The organism is Teichococcus vastitatis, from assembly GCF_003604215.1.
GTDB classification, from domain to species: Bacteria; Pseudomonadota; Alphaproteobacteria; order Acetobacterales; family Acetobacteraceae; genus Pseudoroseomonas; species Pseudoroseomonas vastitatis.
The window spans coordinates 415,742-431,725 of the sequence record NZ_QXGS01000001.1 but is presented as its reverse complement, the minus strand read 5'-3'; the positions used below and the strand labels follow the sequence as shown (position 1 = coordinate 431,725).

15 protein-coding genes are annotated in these 15,984 nt (G+C 70.4%); 14 read left to right on the top strand and 1 reads right to left on the bottom strand.

Going from position 1 to position 15,984, the window contains the following annotated elements:
- The first annotated feature begins 34 nt into the window (after positions 1 to 34).
- From D2K64_RS02030 to D2K64_RS02000, 7 genes are all read left to right on the top strand, one after another.
- A complete protein-coding gene (locus D2K64_RS02030) occupies positions 35 to 865 on the top strand; it encodes an aldo/keto reductase (RefSeq protein ID WP_120006146.1) in 831 nt (276 codons plus the stop codon).
- Positions 866 to 956: 91 nt separating this feature from the next.
- On the top strand, positions 957 to 2,984 hold the full coding sequence (locus tag D2K64_RS02025; protein ID WP_120006144.1) for a proton-conducting transporter transmembrane domain-containing protein: 2,028 nt from the start codon (positions 957 to 959) through the stop codon (positions 2,982 to 2,984).
- The gene (locus D2K64_RS02020) at positions 2,981 to 3,937 is read left to right on the top strand and encodes a respiratory chain complex I subunit 1 family protein (protein WP_120006142.1); all 957 of its coding nucleotides are present in this window, start codon (positions 2,981 to 2,983) and stop codon (positions 3,935 to 3,937) included. Before D2K64_RS02025 ends, D2K64_RS02020 begins: the two co-directional genes overlap by 4 nt.
- A complete protein-coding gene (locus tag D2K64_RS02015) occupies positions 3,937 to 4,626 on the top strand; it encodes a hydrogenase-4 component E (RefSeq protein WP_202910423.1) in 690 nt (229 codons plus the stop codon). The genes D2K64_RS02020 and D2K64_RS02015 overlap by 1 nt, the downstream gene beginning before the upstream one ends.
- Positions 4,623 to 6,095, top strand: a complete 1,473-nt coding sequence (locus D2K64_RS02010; RefSeq protein WP_238383951.1) for a proton-conducting transporter transmembrane domain-containing protein — start codon at positions 4,623 to 4,625, stop codon at positions 6,093 to 6,095. Before D2K64_RS02015 ends, D2K64_RS02010 begins: the two co-directional genes overlap by 4 nt.
- Positions 6,092 to 7,591, top strand: a complete 1,500-nt coding sequence (locus D2K64_RS02005; RefSeq protein WP_120006140.1) for a hydrogenase large subunit — start codon at positions 6,092 to 6,094, stop codon at positions 7,589 to 7,591. Before D2K64_RS02010 ends, D2K64_RS02005 begins: the two co-directional genes overlap by 4 nt.
- Positions 7,588 to 8,262: an NADH-quinone oxidoreductase subunit B family protein gene (locus D2K64_RS02000; RefSeq protein WP_456316359.1), complete on the top strand. Its 675-nt coding sequence runs from the start codon at positions 7,588 to 7,590 to the stop codon at positions 8,260 to 8,262. Before D2K64_RS02005 ends, D2K64_RS02000 begins: the two co-directional genes overlap by 4 nt.
- 344 nt (positions 8,263 to 8,606) lie before the next feature.
- Here the strand turns inward: D2K64_RS02000 and D2K64_RS01995 are convergent, their stop codons facing one another.
- Positions 8,607 to 9,032, bottom strand: a complete 426-nt coding sequence (locus tag D2K64_RS01995; RefSeq protein ID WP_120006138.1) for a DUF1489 family protein — start codon at positions 9,030 to 9,032, stop codon at positions 8,607 to 8,609.
- 176 nt (positions 9,033 to 9,208) lie between these two features.
- Between D2K64_RS01995 and D2K64_RS01990 the strand changes: the two genes are divergently transcribed.
- The 7 genes from D2K64_RS01990 to zapE all read left to right on the top strand — a co-directional run bounded on the left by D2K64_RS01990 (position 9,209) and on the right by zapE (position 15,950).
- Positions 9,209 to 10,240, top strand: coding sequence for an aspartate-semialdehyde dehydrogenase (locus D2K64_RS01990; protein WP_120006745.1), 1,032 nt, complete (start codon positions 9,209 to 9,211; stop codon positions 10,238 to 10,240).
- A 144-nt stretch (positions 10,241 to 10,384) separates the two neighbouring features.
- Positions 10,385 to 10,678 (top strand): hypothetical protein, encoded by a 294-nt coding sequence (locus D2K64_RS25890; RefSeq protein WP_120006136.1) that lies wholly within the window; start codon positions 10,385 to 10,387, stop codon positions 10,676 to 10,678.
- 222 nt (positions 10,679 to 10,900) lie between these two features.
- The gene (gene sdhC, locus D2K64_RS01980; RefSeq protein WP_120006134.1) at positions 10,901 to 11,347 is read left to right on the top strand and encodes a succinate dehydrogenase, cytochrome b556 subunit; all 447 of its coding nucleotides are present in this window, start codon (positions 10,901 to 10,903) and stop codon (positions 11,345 to 11,347) included.
- 10 nt (positions 11,348 to 11,357) lie between these two features.
- Positions 11,358 to 11,753, top strand: coding sequence for a succinate dehydrogenase, hydrophobic membrane anchor protein (gene sdhD, locus D2K64_RS01975; RefSeq protein WP_120006131.1), 396 nt, complete (start codon positions 11,358 to 11,360; stop codon positions 11,751 to 11,753).
- 105 nt (positions 11,754 to 11,858) lie between these two features.
- Positions 11,859 to 13,667 (top strand): succinate dehydrogenase flavoprotein subunit, encoded by a 1,809-nt coding sequence (sdhA, locus tag D2K64_RS01970; protein WP_120006129.1) that lies wholly within the window; start codon positions 11,859 to 11,861, stop codon positions 13,665 to 13,667.
- Between the two features lie 17 nt (positions 13,668 to 13,684).
- Positions 13,685 to 14,467 (top strand): succinate dehydrogenase iron-sulfur subunit, encoded by a 783-nt coding sequence (locus tag D2K64_RS01965; RefSeq protein ID WP_120006127.1) that lies wholly within the window; start codon positions 13,685 to 13,687, stop codon positions 14,465 to 14,467.
- A gap of 298 nt (positions 14,468 to 14,765) precedes the next feature.
- On the top strand, positions 14,766 to 15,950 hold the full coding sequence (gene zapE, locus D2K64_RS01960) for a cell division protein ZapE (protein ID WP_120006125.1): 1,185 nt from the start codon (positions 14,766 to 14,768) through the stop codon (positions 15,948 to 15,950).
- The last annotated feature ends 34 nt before the right edge of the window (positions 15,951 to 15,984 follow it).

Below are 15,984 nucleotides of genomic sequence, written 5' to 3'. Positions count from 1 at the left end.
TGCGGCAACATAGGAACGAGAAGGGGAGTTCGCCATGGATCGCATCACCTTGCCGGACGGCACGGGCATTCCCGTGCTGGGCCAGGGCACCTGGAAGATGGGCGAGCGCGGCGCCGATCAGGCGGCCGAGGCGCGCACCTTGCGGCTTGGGCTGGATCTGGGTCTGTCGCTGATCGACACGGCGGAGATGTATGCCGATGGCGGCGCGGAGGAGGTGGTGGCCGAGGCCATCGAGGGCCGGCGGGACGAGGTGTTCCTGGTCACCAAGGCCTATCCGCAGAACGCATCCCGCACGCGGCTGCCGCAGGCCTGCGAGCGCAGCCTGAAGCGCCTGAAGACCGACGTCATCGATCTCTACCTGCTGCACTGGCGCGGCGCGGTGCCGCTGGCCGAGACGGTGGAAGCGATGCGCCGGCTGGTGGCAGAGGGCAAAATTCTGCGCTGGGGCGTGTCCAACCTCGACGTGTCCGACCTGGAGGAGCTGGGGGAGGCGCTGTCGGACTGCGCCACCGACCAAGTCCTGTACAATCTGGACGCCCGTGGCGCGGAGTTCGACCTGCTGCCCTATGCCGCGCGGCTGAAGATGCCGGTGATGGCCTATTCGCCGGTGGGGCAGGGTGGCGCGCTGCTGCGCCAGGCCGCGCTGCGGCGGGTGGCGGCGCGGCAGGGCATCAGCCCGGCGCAGGTGGCCCTGGCCTGGACGCTGCGCGGCACCGGCATCGTCAGCATTCCCAAGGCCTCGGACGAGGCGCATCTGCGCGAGAACGCCGATGTGTGGAAGGTGGTGCTGACGCCGGAAGACCTGGCCGAACTGGACAGCGCCTTTCCGCCGCCGAAGCGCAAGCAGCCGCTGGAGATGCTGTGACCGAAGCGTCGCCCTGGCCGTCGCTTTGCGCCTTCCGGCGCGCGTGAGGGGTGCCTATCCTCCGCCGCGTGTTGTTTCTTCCTGACAGGCCGTGACCGCGGCGCTCGCCATCCTGTTGTGCGCATTGCTGTTGCTGGCCCTGGCCGGCGGCGGCGCCGCGCGTTGGTCGGCGCTGGCGCGGGGCGTGCATGGCGGCTGCCTTGCCGTGTCGGTGGGATTGATGGCGCTGGGTGGCGCGGTGCTGGCCGGCGGCGGTGGCGCCCCGCTGCTGCTGCCCGTCGGTCCGCCCTGGGCGCCGCTTAGCCTGGCGGTGGACGGCCTGTCCGCATGGTTCCTGTTGCTGCTGGGCGCGGTGGGCGCCGCCGCCGGCCTGTTCGCCTGGACGCATGAGGCCACGGCCCCGCCGCGCCGCCTGATCGCCTATCCGCTGTTCCTGTTCGGCATGGCGCTGACCCTGGGGGCCGCGGATGGCTTCACCCTGATCCTGGGCTTCGAGGCCATGTCGCTGGCCTCCTGGGGCTTGCTGGTGGCGCGGGCGCTGGAAAGCCGGGGCGAGGACGAGCGGCTGGCAGCCCGGCTTTATCTCGGCTTCGCCATCTTCGGCGCCGCCTGCCTGATCCCGGCGATCGCGCTGATGGGCGGGCTGGCGGGGGACCTGTCCTTTGCCGGGCTGCGGGCCGCGCCGGTGCAGGGCGGCGTGGCGGCGCTGGTGATGGCGTTGGTGCTGCTGGGCGCCGGATCCAGGGCGGGGCTGGTGCCGCTGCATGGCTGGCTGCCGATCGCCCACCCGGTGGCGCCGGCCGGCGTGTCGGCGCTGATGTCCTGCGCCATGACCAAGGTGGCGCTGTATGTGGTGGCGCGGCTGCTGCTCGATCTCGGCGGCCCGGCGCAGCCGCCGGGCTGGGGCGCGCCGCTGCTGGTGCTGGGCGCCGCGTCCGCGCTGCTCGGCGCGCTGCGCGCCACGCAGGAGGTGGACAGCAAGGTGCTGCTGGCCTGTTCCACCATCGAGCATGTCGGGCTGGTGGCGATGGGGCTCGGCCTGTCCGCGATCCTGCGCGCGGCGGATCTCGGGCCGCTGGCCTCGGTGGCGGCGGGGGCGGCGCTGCTGCACGCCCTGGGCCACGCGCTGTTCAAGACGCTGTTGTTCCTGGCGGCGGGTGAGGTGGAGCACGGCGCCGGGTCTCGCCGGCTGGATGCCCTGGGCGGGCTGATCCATGCCATGCCGCTGGTGGCGTTGTGCACCCTGTTCGGTGCCGCCGCCGCCGCCGCGCTGCCGCCGCTGGTGGGCTTTGCCGGCGAATGGCTGCTGTTGCAGGCGCTGTTGTCGGCCTGGCGCGTTGGTGCGCTCTGGGTGCAGGTGCTGGTGGCCGTCGCCACCGCCGTGGCGGCGCTGTCGACGGCTTTGGGCGCGGCGGCGATGCTGCGCTTCTGGGGGCTGATCTTCCTGGGCCGGGCCCGCACGCCGCGCACCCTCGGTGCGCAGGAAGCGGCGCCGCCCGCCCGCGCCGCGCTGGTTGCGCTGGTGGTGCTGTCGGTCGGGGCGGGAATGCTGCCGGGCAGCTTGCTGGCTTTGGCCGCACCGGCGGTGGCGCAGATCAGCGGCCATGCGGGGCTGGTGGTGGCCGGGCCGCTGGTGGTCAGCGCCTCCACCGTGGCCTCGGATTATTGGCCATTGGGCGTGCTGGGATTGCTGGCGCTGTTCGCGGGCGGCCTGGCGGCCGTGCTGCGGCGGTGGTCGCCGCATCCTGCGGCCCGCGGCCCGGTGTGGGATGGCGGCTTCATCGCGCCGCCGGCGCATCTTCCCTTCGGGGATCCGGCGACCCAGGCCAGTGCCGCCGGCTTCGCCCAGCCGCTGCGGCGCCTTCTGGGGGGCCGGCTGCTGATGGCGCGGGAGGTGGTGCATCTCGCCGCCCCCGGCGATCCGGCGCCGGCCCGGCTGGAGGCCGGCTTCCACGATCCCGTGCTGCCGGCCCTGCTGCGCCCGTTGAGCGCCGGGCGGGAGCGCTTGGCAGGGGCCGCCGAATGGCTGCGCGACCTCGGTATCCGGCAGTTCCTCGGCATCGCGTTCGGCACGCTGCTGCTGTTGCTGGTGCTGCTAGCCCTGGTTGACCCGGCATGACGCCCGGCGGCATCGTGACGCAACTGGTGCATCTGGCGCTGATGCTGGCGCTGGCGCCGCTGCTGGTGGGGCTGGTGCGCTGGCTGAAAGCGCGGCTGATGGGCCGGCGGGGCGCCACGCCGCTGCAGCCCTGGCGCGACCTCCTGAAGCTCCTGCGCAAGCAGCCTTTGCTGGCCGAAAGCGCCTCGGCGGTGTCGATAGCCGCGCCCTATCTGGCGCTGGGCGCAACCGCCGCCGCCGTCGCCCTGGTGCCGGGCTTCGCCCGCGGCATGGCGCTGGCGCCGATGGCCGATCTGATCCTGGTGGCCGGGCTGCTGGCGCTGTCGCGCTTCGCCCTGGCCCTGGCGGCGATGGATGTGGGCACCGCCTTCGGCGACCTTGGCGCCGCGCGGCAGATGAGCTTCGCTGCCCTGGCCGAGCCGGCCTTCATCCTGTCGGTGCTGTGCTTCGCCATTCTGGCCGGCTCCACCAACATCGACGCCATCGGGGCAGTGTTCGCCGAGGGCGGGCCCGGCCTACGGGTGTCGCTGCTGCTGGCCTTGCTGGCGCTGCTGGCCGTGGCCCTGGCGGAGAATGGCCGCCTGCCGGTGGACAGCCCCTCCACCCAGCTGGAACTCACCATGGTGCATGAGGCGATGCTGCTGGAAACCTCCGGCCGCTATCTGGCCCTGTGGGAGATGCAAGCCGCGCTGCGGCTGATGCTGTGGCTGTCCCTTCTGGCGGCGCTGTTTCTGCCCTTCGGCACGGCGCCGGCGTTTTCCGGCGTGTTCGGCTGGGCCGCCGGGCTGCTGGCCTGGGCGGTGAAGCTGGCCGGGCTGGCGGTGGCGCTGGCGGTGTTCGAGAGCGCGACCGCCAGGATGCGCCTTTTCCGCGTGCCGGAATTCCTCGGCGCCGCCCTGCTGCTGGCGCTTCTCGGCGCCGTTTTCCTGTTTCTTTCCACCGGATCGGCGTGATGGGCTTCGGCCAGCTTTCCTTTGACATGGCGCATCTGCTGGCCGGCGGGGTGCTGCTGCTCTGCTTCGTGCTGCTTTATCAGCGGCGGGTGGCAGCGGTGATCCATGCCCTGGCGCTGCAGGGCGTGGCCCTGGCCCTGGCCGTGGCATGGCAGGGCTGGGTGCTGGGCATGCCGGGCCTCTACATCGCTGCGCTGGCGGCGCTGGGCGCCAAGGCGGTGGCCATTCCGATCGGGCTGCGGCTGCTGGTACGTCGCCTGGAACTGCGGCGCGCGGTGGACAGCGCCATTGGCATCGGCCCAGGCATGGTTGCCGGCGTGGCGCTGGTGGCGCTGGCGGTCCTGGTGGTGCTGCCTGCCACCCCCGGGTCAGGGGTGCTGGCGCGGGAAGGGCTGGCCATCGCCCTGTCCGTGGTGCTGCTCGGCATGCTGATGATGATCATCCGCCGGCACCCCATCGGGCATGTGGCAGGATTGCTCAGCCTGGAGAACGGGCTGGTGCTGGCCGCCGCCGGGCCACGCGGCCTGCCGCTGGTGGTGGAACTGGCCACCGCCGCGCTGGTGCTGGTGCTGACTGCGGTGGCAGGGTTCTTCGCGCTGCGGCTTCGGGATGATGTCGCGGGGCCGGGTCCCGGCCTGCTGCATCAACCCTATGCCGAGGGCGACCCGCCCGGAAAGGCAGGGCGGTGAACGAGGCGCTCGCTATGCTGGTCCCGACCCTGCCGGGACTTCTGGTGGCGCTGCCGGTGATCGGCGGTGTGGCACTGGGGGCGATCCCGTCGCTGCGGCTGGCGGCCTGGCTGAACATCGCCCTGGCCGCCGCCGGCTTCGCTCTGGCCCTGGCCCTGGCGGCCCTGCCCTTCGGGGTGAACGGGCTGCTGCACATCGATGCGTTGAACCTGCCGCTGCTGCTGCTCGGCGCGCTGGTGGGGCTGACCACCGCCTGCTTTTCCGCGGCCCACCTGCCGGCGGAAGGCTTCACGCCGCTCACCGGCCGCGCCTCTCATGCCGCCTTTCAGATCTTCCTGGGCGCACACCACCTGGCGCTGCTGGCGGAGAATCTCGGCCTCGCCTGGGTGGCGATCGAGACGGCGACTCTGGCCTCGGTATCGATGGTGGCGCTGCATCGCGGCCGCGCGGCGATCGAGGCGGCGCGGAAATTTCTGATCATGGCCGGGCTTGGAATCGCCCTGGCGCTGTTCGGCACGATCGTGCTGGCGCTGGCGACGCAGCCGCTGCTCGGTGGCGAGGCATCGCTCTCCCTCGGCGTGTTGCGCGGCGTGGCGGCGCAGGCCGATGGCAGGCTGCTCAGCCTCGCCTTCGCGTTCCTGCTGGTCGGCTATGGCACCCAGGCCGGGCTGGCGCCGCTGCATTCCTGGCTGCCCGACGCGCAGGCCGAGGGGCCTGTCGCGATGTCCGCCGTGCTGTCCGGCCTGCTGCTGAACGCCGCGCTGCACGCCATTCTGCGCGCCAAGACGGTGGTCGGGCTGAACCCCGCCAGCTTGTCGCCCGGCGCGCTGCTGCTGGGCCTGGGCCTGGTGTCGCTGCTGCTGGCGTCCATGTCCCTGTGGCGGCGGCGGGACGCGCGGCGCTTCCTCGCCTGGAGCAGCATCGGGCATGTCGGCCTCGCCGCCATCGGCTTCGGGCTGGGCGGTGCCGCCTCGGTGGCGGCCATGCTGCACCTGCTCGGGCATTCCCTGGTCAAGACCGCCATCGTCTTCGCCGTGGGCCGCGCCGGGCGGCGCGACCTTGCGGGGCTGGCCGGGCTGGCGACGGCAAGGCCGATCCTGGGCTGGTCGCTGGTGACCGCCATGCTGGCCCTCGCGGGATTGCCGCCGTTCTCGCTGTTCGCCAGCGAGTTCCTGCTGCTGCAGCAGGGCGTCACGCGGCTGCCCTGGCTTTCGCTGCCGCTGGCGCTCGGGCTGCTGCTGACGGCGCTGGCCGTGCTACGGCAGGTGCATGCCATCGCGCTCGGTCTCGCGGCGCCTTCGGCCGGGACCAACCTGCCGCCGGGCCCGGCCGTGCTGCCGCCGCATCTGGTGCCCTGGATGGCCACGGTTCCGGTGCACCTCCACCTGTTGCTGGCGCTGTTGCTGGGCCTCGCCCTGCCGTCCGCCCTGTATGCCGTGTTGGCCGAGGCCGGGAGGATCGCCGGATGAGCCGCCCCGCCACGAAGCTGATCCGCCAGGGGGCCGCCCGCGTCGGCTTCCGGCACGAGCTGCATCCTTCGCAATGGCTGCAGCTGCGCGCGGCCCTGGGCGACGAGCCGGAGCTGGATTTCCTGGGCTTGTGGGCGGAGCAAGGCGCCGTGCACGCCGCCTTTCACGGCGCGGACGGGCTGCTGCTGACCACGCTTCCGCTGGCGGAAGCCAGCTACCCGGCGCTGTCGCCGGTGCGCCCTGCCGCCGCCTGGTTCGAGCGCGCCGTGGCCGATCTGTGGGGCCTGCGCGCCGAGGGCGGAACGGATGGCCGATCCTGGCTCGACCATGGCCGGTGGCCTGCCATGGCGCCGCTATCCGCCCGGCCGCAGCCCAACATGGCCGAGCCGCCGCAGCCCGGTTTCCTGCCGGCCCTGGGGGAGGGTGTCCACCAGGTGCCGGTGGGCCCTGTCCATGGCGGGGTAACCGAGCCGGGACATTTCCGCTTCCACGTGCAGGGCGAGAGGGTGGTGCGGCTGGAAGCGCGGCTCGGCTACGCCCACAAGGGCACGCTGGGGCTGATGCGCGGCAAGTCGCCGCGCGCGGCGGCCCGCTTCGCGGCACGGATCTCGGGCGACTCCACCGTGGCGCATTCCTGGGCCTTCGCCGCCGCGGCGGAGGCGGCCCTGGACCTCACCCCGCCGCCGCGTGCCATCCTGCTACGCGGCGTGATGGCCGAGCTGGAGCGCATCGCCAACCACCTGAACGATTGGGGCGCGCTCTGCAACGATGCCGGCTTCGCCTGGCCGCAGGCGCGGTGCGGCGTGCTGCGCGAGGCCCTGCTGCGGGCGCAGGAGGCCGCCTTCGGCCACCGCCTGATGATGGACCGCGTGGTGCCCGGCGGCGTGTCCATCGACATCGCGCGCAGCGGCCCCGACACGCTGCGCGCAGCCTTGGCCGGGATCCAGGCCGAGTTCCCGGCCCTGCGACGGATCAGCGAGGAACAGGCCGGCCTGCAGGACCGACTGGCCGGCACCGGGGTGCTGCACCCGGCGCTGGCAGGGCGCTTCGCCGCTGGCGGCTTCGTTGGCCGTGCCTCGGGGCGGGATTTCGATGCCCGGCGCAACCGCGCCTATGCCCCCTATGACGCCGTGGCCTTCACCGTGCCGGTGCTGCGCAGCGGCGATGTGGAAGCGCGGCTGGCGCTGCGCATGGCCGAGCTGGAGCAATCCCTGTCCATGGCCGAGACCCTGCTCGCGCGGCTGGAGCCGGGCGAGACCCTGCTGGCCCTGCCGGTCCAGGGCGGGGAAGGCGTGGCGCTGGTGGAAGGCTTCCGCGGCGAGGTGCTGTGCTGGATGGCGCTCGATGAGAATGGGCTGATCCGCGCCTGCTTCGCCCGCGATCCCTCCTGGCTGCATTGGCCGCTGCTGGAGGCGGCGATGCAGAACGGCATCCTTGCCGATTTCCCCCTCTGCAACCGATCGTTCAACGCCAGCTACAGCGGGGTGGACCTGTGAGCGACACGCCGGAACCGGCCACCGATACCGGTCCGCCACCCCCCTGGACGCCGTTGCGGCAGGCCCTGGCCGGCCTGTCCTGGCCGCCCATGTTGTTGCCACGCCTCGTCCGTGACCTGCTGCGCGGTCCGCAGACCGATCCGGCCCCGCCCGTGCCGGAAATCACGGTGTCGGCGCTGATCGAGCGGCTCGATGCGGCGGCCCGGGCCCGGCTCGGGCGCAGCCTGGCGATCCGCCACGTCGGCTCCGGCTCCTGCAATGGCTGCGAGCTGGAGATCAACGGCCTGTCCGGCGTGGTGTACGATCTGGAGCGCCTCGGGCTGCGTTTCGTGGCCTCGCCGCGGCATGCCGACGTGCTGCTGGTCACCGGCCCGGCCTGCCGCAACATGACCGAGGCGATGCAGCGGGCCTGGCACTGCGCGCCGGAACCGAGATGGGTGGTGGCGGTGGGCGATTGCGCGCTGGATGGCGGCGTGTTCCGCGACAGCTACGCCGTGGAGGGCGGGGTGGGGCAGGTGCTGCCGGTGGATCTGGTGATCCCGGGCTGCCCGCCCTCGCCGGGGCTGATGCTGGAAGGATTGCTGGCGCTGGTGGAAGCGCAGCGCGACGAGGACGAGGTGCCGGCCGGCATGCCGCCGCGCGCGGAGCCCGGCTTCCGGAACCAGGGGTAAAAAGGCCGGCCGGATCGCTCCGGCCGGCCCAAGTCGCCGGCCCCGTCTCGAGGAGGGCCGGCATCCCAAGCGGCGACCTGCCGGGAAACAAAGGTGCCGCCTGGTATCGAGGTCCGGCCTTTGGCCCGCCCTTGCGGCATGGCAGGAACAGGTGGGGCGCGAACAGCCAGCGAAGCGGTCCGGGTATGGAAGCGTTCCGGATGAGGCGGCGGTCCCGGCTCCGGTCCGGCCTTTCCGCGCCTCGGTGCTCAGCCTTCACCACCCGGGCTGTCGTCGGGATGGGCCGGAGCTGAAATCGCGGTCATCTGTGCCATTCTATGCCCGCGCCGCGGTTTTCCCCGGGCTCAGATTAGGCACAATGCCTGCAGTTCCTGGCGCAGTGCGGGCGGCAGGGCGGCGATGCCGCTGCTGTCGGTGGCGCCGGCCACCAGGTCGGAAGGCGCGGCCATCGCCTCCAGGTACCGCCAGCCCTGGAACGGCTTCACCGGCCGCGCCGCCACCGCCACCAGCTCCGGGTCCAGCACCAGCGCCGCATGCGGCGTGCCGTCGGAGCCCGCCTCGGTGCGGATGTCGAGGATGCGCTGGCGGACGCAGGCATAGCCTGCCACCACCCAGTACAGCGAACCGCCGTCCAGCACCTCTGCGGCGCGCTTCGGCGCCATGCGGGTCAGGTGGCGCAGGGGCGGATCGAGCTCGACCCTCCGGGCCTGGGCGGCGCGCAGCGAGGCCACGTCGCGCGGGCCCACGCTCAGCTTCAGGATATGCAGCATGGTGCCACATCTACGCCGCGCGGCGCGCCGGGCAAGGGTGCCCGGACGGCCAAAGGCGTTGCGCGCCGGTCCGGCCGCGGAGTAAGGCAGCCCCGACCTCACGCCAGACCGGAACTGCCCCGCCAACGTCCCGGTGCGGCGTGGGCCGGCACCGGCATACAAGGAAGAACCGCATGGTGGGCTACCGCGTCGCCGTCGTCGGCGCCACAGGCAATGTGGGCCGCGAGATGCTGAAGACCCTGGCCGAGCGCCAGTTCCCGGTCAGCGAGGTGGTGGCCCTGGCCTCGCCGCGCTCCGCCGGGCAGCAGATCTCCTTTGGCGAGAAGCAGGTGCTCAAGGTCCGCAACCTGGAGACCTTCGACTTCCAGGGCACCGATCTCGGCCTGTTCTCGCCCGGCGCCTCGGTTTCCGCCATCCATGCGCCGCGCGCCGCGGCGGCGGGGTGCGTGGTCATCGACAACACCTCCCATTTCCGCATGGAGCCGGACGTGCCGCTGGTGGTGCCGGAGGTCAATCCGCAGGCCCTGGCAGGCTTCCGCAGGCGCCGCATCATCGCCAACCCGAACTGCTCCACCATCCAGATGGTGCTGGCGCTGAAGCCGCTGCACGCCATTGCCCGCATCCGGCGGGTGGTGGTGGCCACCTACCAGTCGGTTTCCGGCGCCGGCAAGGAGGCCATGGACGAGCTGTTCACCCAAACCCGCGGCGTGTTCGTCAACGACGCTTCGACGCCCGAGGTGTTCACCAAGCCGATCGCCTTCAACTGCATCCCGCACATCGACAAGTTCCTCGACGACGGCTTCACCAAGGAGGAATGGAAAATGGCGGTGGAAACCCGCAAGATCCTCGACCCCGACATCCAGGTGGTGGCCACGGCGGTGCGGGTGCCGGCCTTTATCGGCCATGGCGAGGCTATCCATGTGGAGTTCGAGAGCGAGATCACGGTGCAGCAGGCCTGGGCGGCGCTGCGCGAGGCTCCGGGGCTGACCCTGCTCGACCGGCGCGAGGATGGCGGCTACGCCACCCAGGTCGAGGTCGCGGGAGAGGATCCGGTGTTCGTGTCCCGGCTGCGCGCCGATCCCACCGTTCCCCATGGCCTGGCCTTCTGGTGCGTCGGCGACAACCTGCGCAAGGGCGCCGCGCTGAACGCGGTGCAGATCGCCGAGGAACTGGTGCGGCAGGGCCTGCTGGACTCCGCCAAAGGCTGAGCCTGCGCCGGGCCGGGCACGGGACGGGGCGGTGCCTCACGCAGGCGTGTCGGCTTGTGGCGGCATTGCCCCGCTTTCGCCACGTCGGCGCCCCGCATCCCCGGCAGCCTGTTCCACGTTGAACAGGTTGAAGGAGGACATTCCATGATGCGGACAACGATGACGCGGATCGCCCTGCTGGGCGGCATCGGCCTGGGCTTGGCGGCCTGTGACTCGACCAGCCCCGGTCAGCGCGCCGTGGGCGGCGGCCTGCTCGGCGCCGGCGCCGGCGCCGGGCTGGGCTCACTGAGCGGCAATGCCGGCACGGGCGCCCTGCTCGGCGGTGCGCTGGGCGCGGTGGGCGGCGCAGCCACCACGCCGGAGCGGCGGAGCGATCCGTATTACGACAACCGGCAACAGGGCTATGGTGGCTCCCCGGGCTATTACCGCGGCTATTGAGGGCCGGTGAGCCGCCCGCCGCCCGGGATCCGGGCGGCGGGAACCCGACCTTTTCCGGGTGACGGAACTGTTCGGTGATCCGCCGGGGTGAAACTTCGCCCTCCCGGCGCGTTGACGCTATGGGGCACCGCACCATAAAAGGTTTTCAGCATTGCTTCGCCCGCCGCTGCCCCGGCGTCGTGACGGGGCAGCCGGTACTCAGTGCGGAAGCGGGATCTGTCCATGTCCAAAAACAGTGACTTGCGTGATGCGACCTATGTCGGGATCCGCACCGACGGGACACGCATCCTGCGGCCGAAATCGCCGCACCTGCAGGTCTACGACATGCTGCAGATCACCAGCGGCCTGTCGATCGGCGCCCGCATCACCGGCTGCGCCTGGACGGTCGGGCTGATCTTCATGGTGTGGTGGCTGGCCGCGGCGGCAAGCGGCCCCGACGCTTTCGCGGACGTCCAGTGGTTCCTGGGATCGTTTCTGGGCCTCCTGGTTCTGTTCGGGCTGTCGGCCGCGGCCTGGTTCCACACCCTGGCGGGGCTGCGCCACCTGGCCTGGGATTTCGGCTATGGCTGCGACATGCCCGCGGTACACCGCACCGGGCGCGCGGTGCTGATCGGCACCGCCGTCATGACCGTGCTGACCTGGCTGGTCGCCATCATCGCCTGGGCCTGAGAACGAGATCATGAGCGACAACAGCATCAAGTTTCCCATGCGCACCCCGCTCGGCCGGGTGCGCGGCCTCGGCTCGGCCAAGGGCGGCACGCATCATTGGTGGATGCAGCGCGTCACCTCGATCGCCCTGCTGCCCCTGACCCTGTGGTTCGTGTTCTCGGCTGCGTCCATGACCGGCCAGTCCTTTGAGGCGACGCAGGCCTGGATCGCGCGGCCGTTCAACGCAGTGCTGCTGCTGGCCACCATCGGCCTGTCCTTCTACCACGCTGCGATCGGCGTGCAGGTGGTGATCGAGGATTACACCCGTGGCGAGCTGGTGCGCACGGGCGGCATCCTGGCCGTCAAGGGCCTTTGCTGGATCCTCGCGCTGGTAGCCGGCCTCGCCGTGCTGCGGATCGCGGTCTGAGGCATTTCAGAGCGGCGAAGCCGCACTATCTTTGTTTGGTCGAATGAAGCACAGGCGGCGGCCCCTCAACAACACGCCGCGCAGTTGTATGGACGGACCTGGACGATGAACGCGATCACCATGCCTTCCTCGGGCGCCTATCGCATCGTGGACCACACCTATGACGTCGTGGTGGTCGGTGCCGGCGGTGCGGGGTTGCGCGCGACCTTCGGCATGGGCGCCGCGGGCCTGAAAACTGCCTGCATCACCAAGGTCTTCCCGACCCGCTCCCACACCGTGGCGGCACAGGGCGGCGTCGGGGCCGCGCTGGGCAACATGGGCGAGGATGACTGGCGCTGGCACATGTACGACACCGTCAAGGGGTCGGATTGGCTGGGCGACCAGGATGCCATCGAATACATGTGCCGCGAGGCCGTGCCGGCGATCATCGAGCTGGAGCATTACGGCGTGCCGTTCTCCCGCACGGAGGATGGCAGGATCTATCAGCGGCCTTTCGGCGGCCACATGCAGAACTACGGCAAAACCCCGGCGATGCGCGCCTGTGCCGCCGCCGACCGCACGGGCCACGCCATCCTGCACACCCTGTACCAGCAGAGCCTGAAGCATAACTGCGAGTTCTTCGTGGAATACTTCGCGCTTGACCTGATCATGGAGGAAGGCGTCTGCCGCGGCGTGGTGGCCTGGAACCTGGAAGACGGCTCCATGCACCGCTTCCGCGCCCAGACCGTGGTGCTGGCGACCGGTGGCTATGGCCGCGCCTATTTCTCCTGCACCTCCGCCCATACCTGCACCGGCGATGGGGGCGGCATGGTGCTGCGCGCCGGCCTGCCGCTGCAGGACAATGAGTTCGTGCAGTTCCACCCGACCGGCATCTACGGCTCCGGCTGCCTGGTGACCGAGGGTGCCCGCGGCGAGGGCGGCTACCTGACCAATTCGGAGGGCGAGCGCTTCATGGAGCGCTATGCCCCGACGGCCAAGGATCTGGCCTCCCGCGACGTGGTGTCCCGCGCCATGTCGATGGAGATCCGCGAAGGGCGCGGCGTCGGCCCGCACAAGGACCACATCCACCTGCATCTGGAGCATCTCGGCTCCGACCTGCTGCATGAGCGGCTGCCGGGCATTTCCGAGACGGCGAAGATCTTCGCCGGCGTGGACGTGACCAAGGAGCCGATCCCGATGCTGCCCACCGTCCACTACAACATGGGCGGCATCCCGACGAACATCCACTGCGAGGTGCTGAACCCCTCCGCCACCGACCAGGACCGCGTGGTTCCCGGCCTCATGGCGGTGGGTGAGGCCGCCTGCGTTTCGGTGCACGGCGCCAACCGCCTCGGCACCAACTCGCTGCTCGACCTCGTGGTGTTCGGCCGCGCCGCCGCCCATCGCGCCGCCGAGACCATCAAGGCCGGCGCCAGCCAGGCGCCGCTTCCGCCCAAGGCCGGCGAGCATGCGCTCGACCGCCTGGACCGCGTGCGCAACGCCAAGGGCGGCACCGCGGTGGGCGAGCTGCGCCTGCAGATGCAGCGCACCATGCAGACCCATGCTGCGGTGTTCCGCACCTCCGACCTGCTGAAGGAAGGCGTGCAGAAGATGGGCAAGGTCGCCGATGCCTATAAGGACATCAGGATCGCCGACCGCAGCCTGATCTGGAACAGCGATCTCGTGGAGGCGCTGGAACTGGACAACCTGATCGGCAACGCCCTGACCACCGTGGTCGGCGCCGAGGCTCGCAAGGAATCCCGCGGCGCGCATGCGCAGGAGGATTACCCCGAGCGCGACGATCAGAACTGGATGAAGCACACCCTGGCGCGCGTCGACGACAAGTACCAGGTGAGCCTCGATTATCGTGACGTGAAGATGCGGACCCTCACCAACGAGGTCCAGGTCTTCCCGCCCAAGCCGCGCGTGTACTGAGGAAGAGCCGCACCCCCATGGCCACTTTCACGCTGCCCAAGAACAGCACCATCCAGACCGGCAAGACCTACAAGGCCGAAGCTGGGGCGAAGAACGTCAAGGCGTTCAAGATCTACCGGTTCGATCCCGACACGGGACAGAACCCGCATTACGACACCTACGAGATTGATCTCGACAAATGCGGCCCGATGGTCCTCGACGCGCTGATCAAGATCAAGAACGAGGTCGACACCACGCTGACCTTTCGGCGCTCCTGTCGTGAGGGCATCTGTGGCTCCTGCGCCATGAACATCGACGGCATGAACACGCTCGCGTGCCTCAAGCCGATCGAGGACGTGAAGAAGGACGTCCGCATCACTCCGCTGCCGCACATGCCGGTGTTGAAGGATCTGGTGCCCGACCTGACGCATATCTACGCTCAGCTGCGTTCCATCCAGCCCTGGATCAAGACCGAGACGGCACCGCCGCCGGACGAGGAGCGCCGCCAGTCGCGTGAGGAGCGCTCCAAGCTGGACGGGTTGTGGGAGTGCATCCTGTGCTTCTGCTGCTCCACCGCCTGCCCGTCCTACTGGTGGAACGGTGACCGCTATCTCGGCCCGGCCGTGCTGCTGCAGGCTTATCGCTGGATCGCGGATTCCCGCGACGAAGCGACGGGCGAGCGCCTCGACTTCCTCGAGGATCCGTTCCGCCTGTATCGCTGCCACACCATCATGAATTGCGCCGCCACCTGCCCGAAGGGGCTGAACCCGGCCAAGGCCATCGGCGAGATCCGCCAGCTGATGATCGAACGCCAGGGCTGAACCGCTTTCGTTGTCGCCACGACAGGCCGGGGAGCGCAAGCTCCCCGGCCTTTTTCATGGGCGCGTCGGCATGTTCCGGATGGTGAGCGCGCTGATCTGCCGCCCATGATCCTGCCGGCGCGTACACGTCTGGTGACCAGGGTTTCGTGTTGTTCTGCCCATTGGTTCGGGGCAGCGGCCAGGTGTCGGACGTGGCGTCGGAATCTGCCTGCGGCCCGCGCAGGAAAGGCCCGAATGACCGGAAACTTCTTCCCAGGCTGGTTGTCGGACAGCCGATAACCCTTTATGCCGCAACGCAATGGATGGCCCGACAAAGCCGGCGCTGCACTCCGCCGCCACCAGTGAAGGTCCGTTGCCGGCCTACCGCGCCCGCGTCGCGGCGGGTGACCTGCGTTCCGATCCGGCCCAGGCTCAGGCCGCGGAAATCCTGCAGGATCTGTGGCGCCGTACCCGCGGCTATGAGCCGCGCCGCGAAGTGCCGACATCCGAACCTGGCAGCGGCTTCATGAGCCGCTTCTTCCGCCGCAAGCCGGTGGAGGAAGCGCCCGGCAACGCGCCGCAGGGCCTTTATCTCGTGGGGGAGGTCGGCCGCGGCAAGTCCATGCTGATGGACCTGTTCTTCGAATGCGCCGATGTGCCGCGGAAGAAGCGCATCCACTTCCACCAGTTCATGCAGCAATCGCACCAGCGCATCCATGCCTGGAAAAAGCAGCATGGCGACGGCACCGATCCGATCCCGCCGCTGGCGGATCAGGTGATCGCCGAGGCCTCCCTGCTCTGCTTCGACGAGTTCCAGGTGCACGACATCGCGGACGCCATGATCCTCGGCCGCTTGTTCGAAGCGTTGTTTGCCCGCGGCACCGTGATCGTCGCCACCTCGAACACCGCGCCGGACGACCTGTTCAAGGGCCGGCCGGGACGCGACGCCTTTCTGCCGTTCATCAACCTGATCAAGAAGAACGTCGACGTCCTGCACCTGGAATCGGCGCAGGATTACCGGCGCGGCCGCATCCAGGGCCTTCCCACCTGGCATTCGCCGGTGGATGGACGCTCCGAACGCGCGCTGGATGCGGCCTTCAAGGAACTCACCGGAAAGGCGTATGGCGACAAGCAGGGGCTGATGGTGCTGGGCCGCCGGGTCGAGGTGCCGCAGGCGGCCTCCGGCGTGGCACGGGCCGATTTCGACCAGCTCTGCGGCCAGGCGCTCGGCCCGGCCGATTACCTGGCGCTGGCGACTCATTTCCACACCCTGGTGCTGGATGGCATTCCGCGTCTGGGGCCGGACAATTTCGACAAGGCGCGCCGGTTCATCACCCTGGTGGACGCGCTGTACGAGCATCGCTGCAAGCTGGTCGCCTCCGCCGCCGCGGAGCCCGACCGGCTGTACGAGCAGGGCGAGAACGCGGCGATGTTTCAGCGCACCGCTTCCCGCCTGACTGAAATGCAAAGCCATGACTATCTGGGCCTGCCGCACCTGACCTGAGGCGCGGCGGGGAGGGACCCGGACAACTCGTTCA

Bases quoted from the DNA above. Each gene is read 5' to 3' on its own strand.
- D2K64_RS02030 (WP_120006146.1), top strand. From the start codon at position 35: ATGGATCGCATCACCTTGCCGGACGGCACGGGCATTCCCGTGCTGGGC.
- D2K64_RS02020 (WP_120006142.1), top strand. From the start codon at position 2,981: ATGACGCCCGGCGGCATCGTGACGCAACTGGTGCATCTGGCGCTGATG.
- D2K64_RS02015 (WP_202910423.1), top strand. From the start codon at position 3,937: ATGGGCTTCGGCCAGCTTTCCTTTGACATGGCGCATCTGCTGGCCGGC.
- D2K64_RS02005 (WP_120006140.1), top strand. From the start codon at position 6,092: ATGAGCCGCCCCGCCACGAAGCTGATCCGCCAGGGGGCCGCCCGCGTC.
- D2K64_RS01995 (WP_120006138.1), bottom strand. From the start codon at position 9,032: ATGCTGCATATCCTGAAGCTGAGCGTGGGCCCGCGCGACGTGGCCTCG.
- D2K64_RS25890 (WP_120006136.1), top strand. From the start codon at position 10,385: ATGATGCGGACAACGATGACGCGGATCGCCCTGCTGGGCGGCATCGGC.
- sdhC (WP_120006134.1), top strand. From the start codon at position 10,901: ATGTCCAAAAACAGTGACTTGCGTGATGCGACCTATGTCGGGATCCGC.
- sdhD (WP_120006131.1), top strand. From the start codon at position 11,358: ATGAGCGACAACAGCATCAAGTTTCCCATGCGCACCCCGCTCGGCCGG.
- sdhA (WP_120006129.1), top strand. From the start codon at position 11,859: ATGAACGCGATCACCATGCCTTCCTCGGGCGCCTATCGCATCGTGGAC.
- D2K64_RS01965 (WP_120006127.1), top strand. From the start codon at position 13,685: ATGGCCACTTTCACGCTGCCCAAGAACAGCACCATCCAGACCGGCAAG.
- zapE (WP_120006125.1), top strand. From the start codon at position 14,766: ATGGATGGCCCGACAAAGCCGGCGCTGCACTCCGCCGCCACCAGTGAA.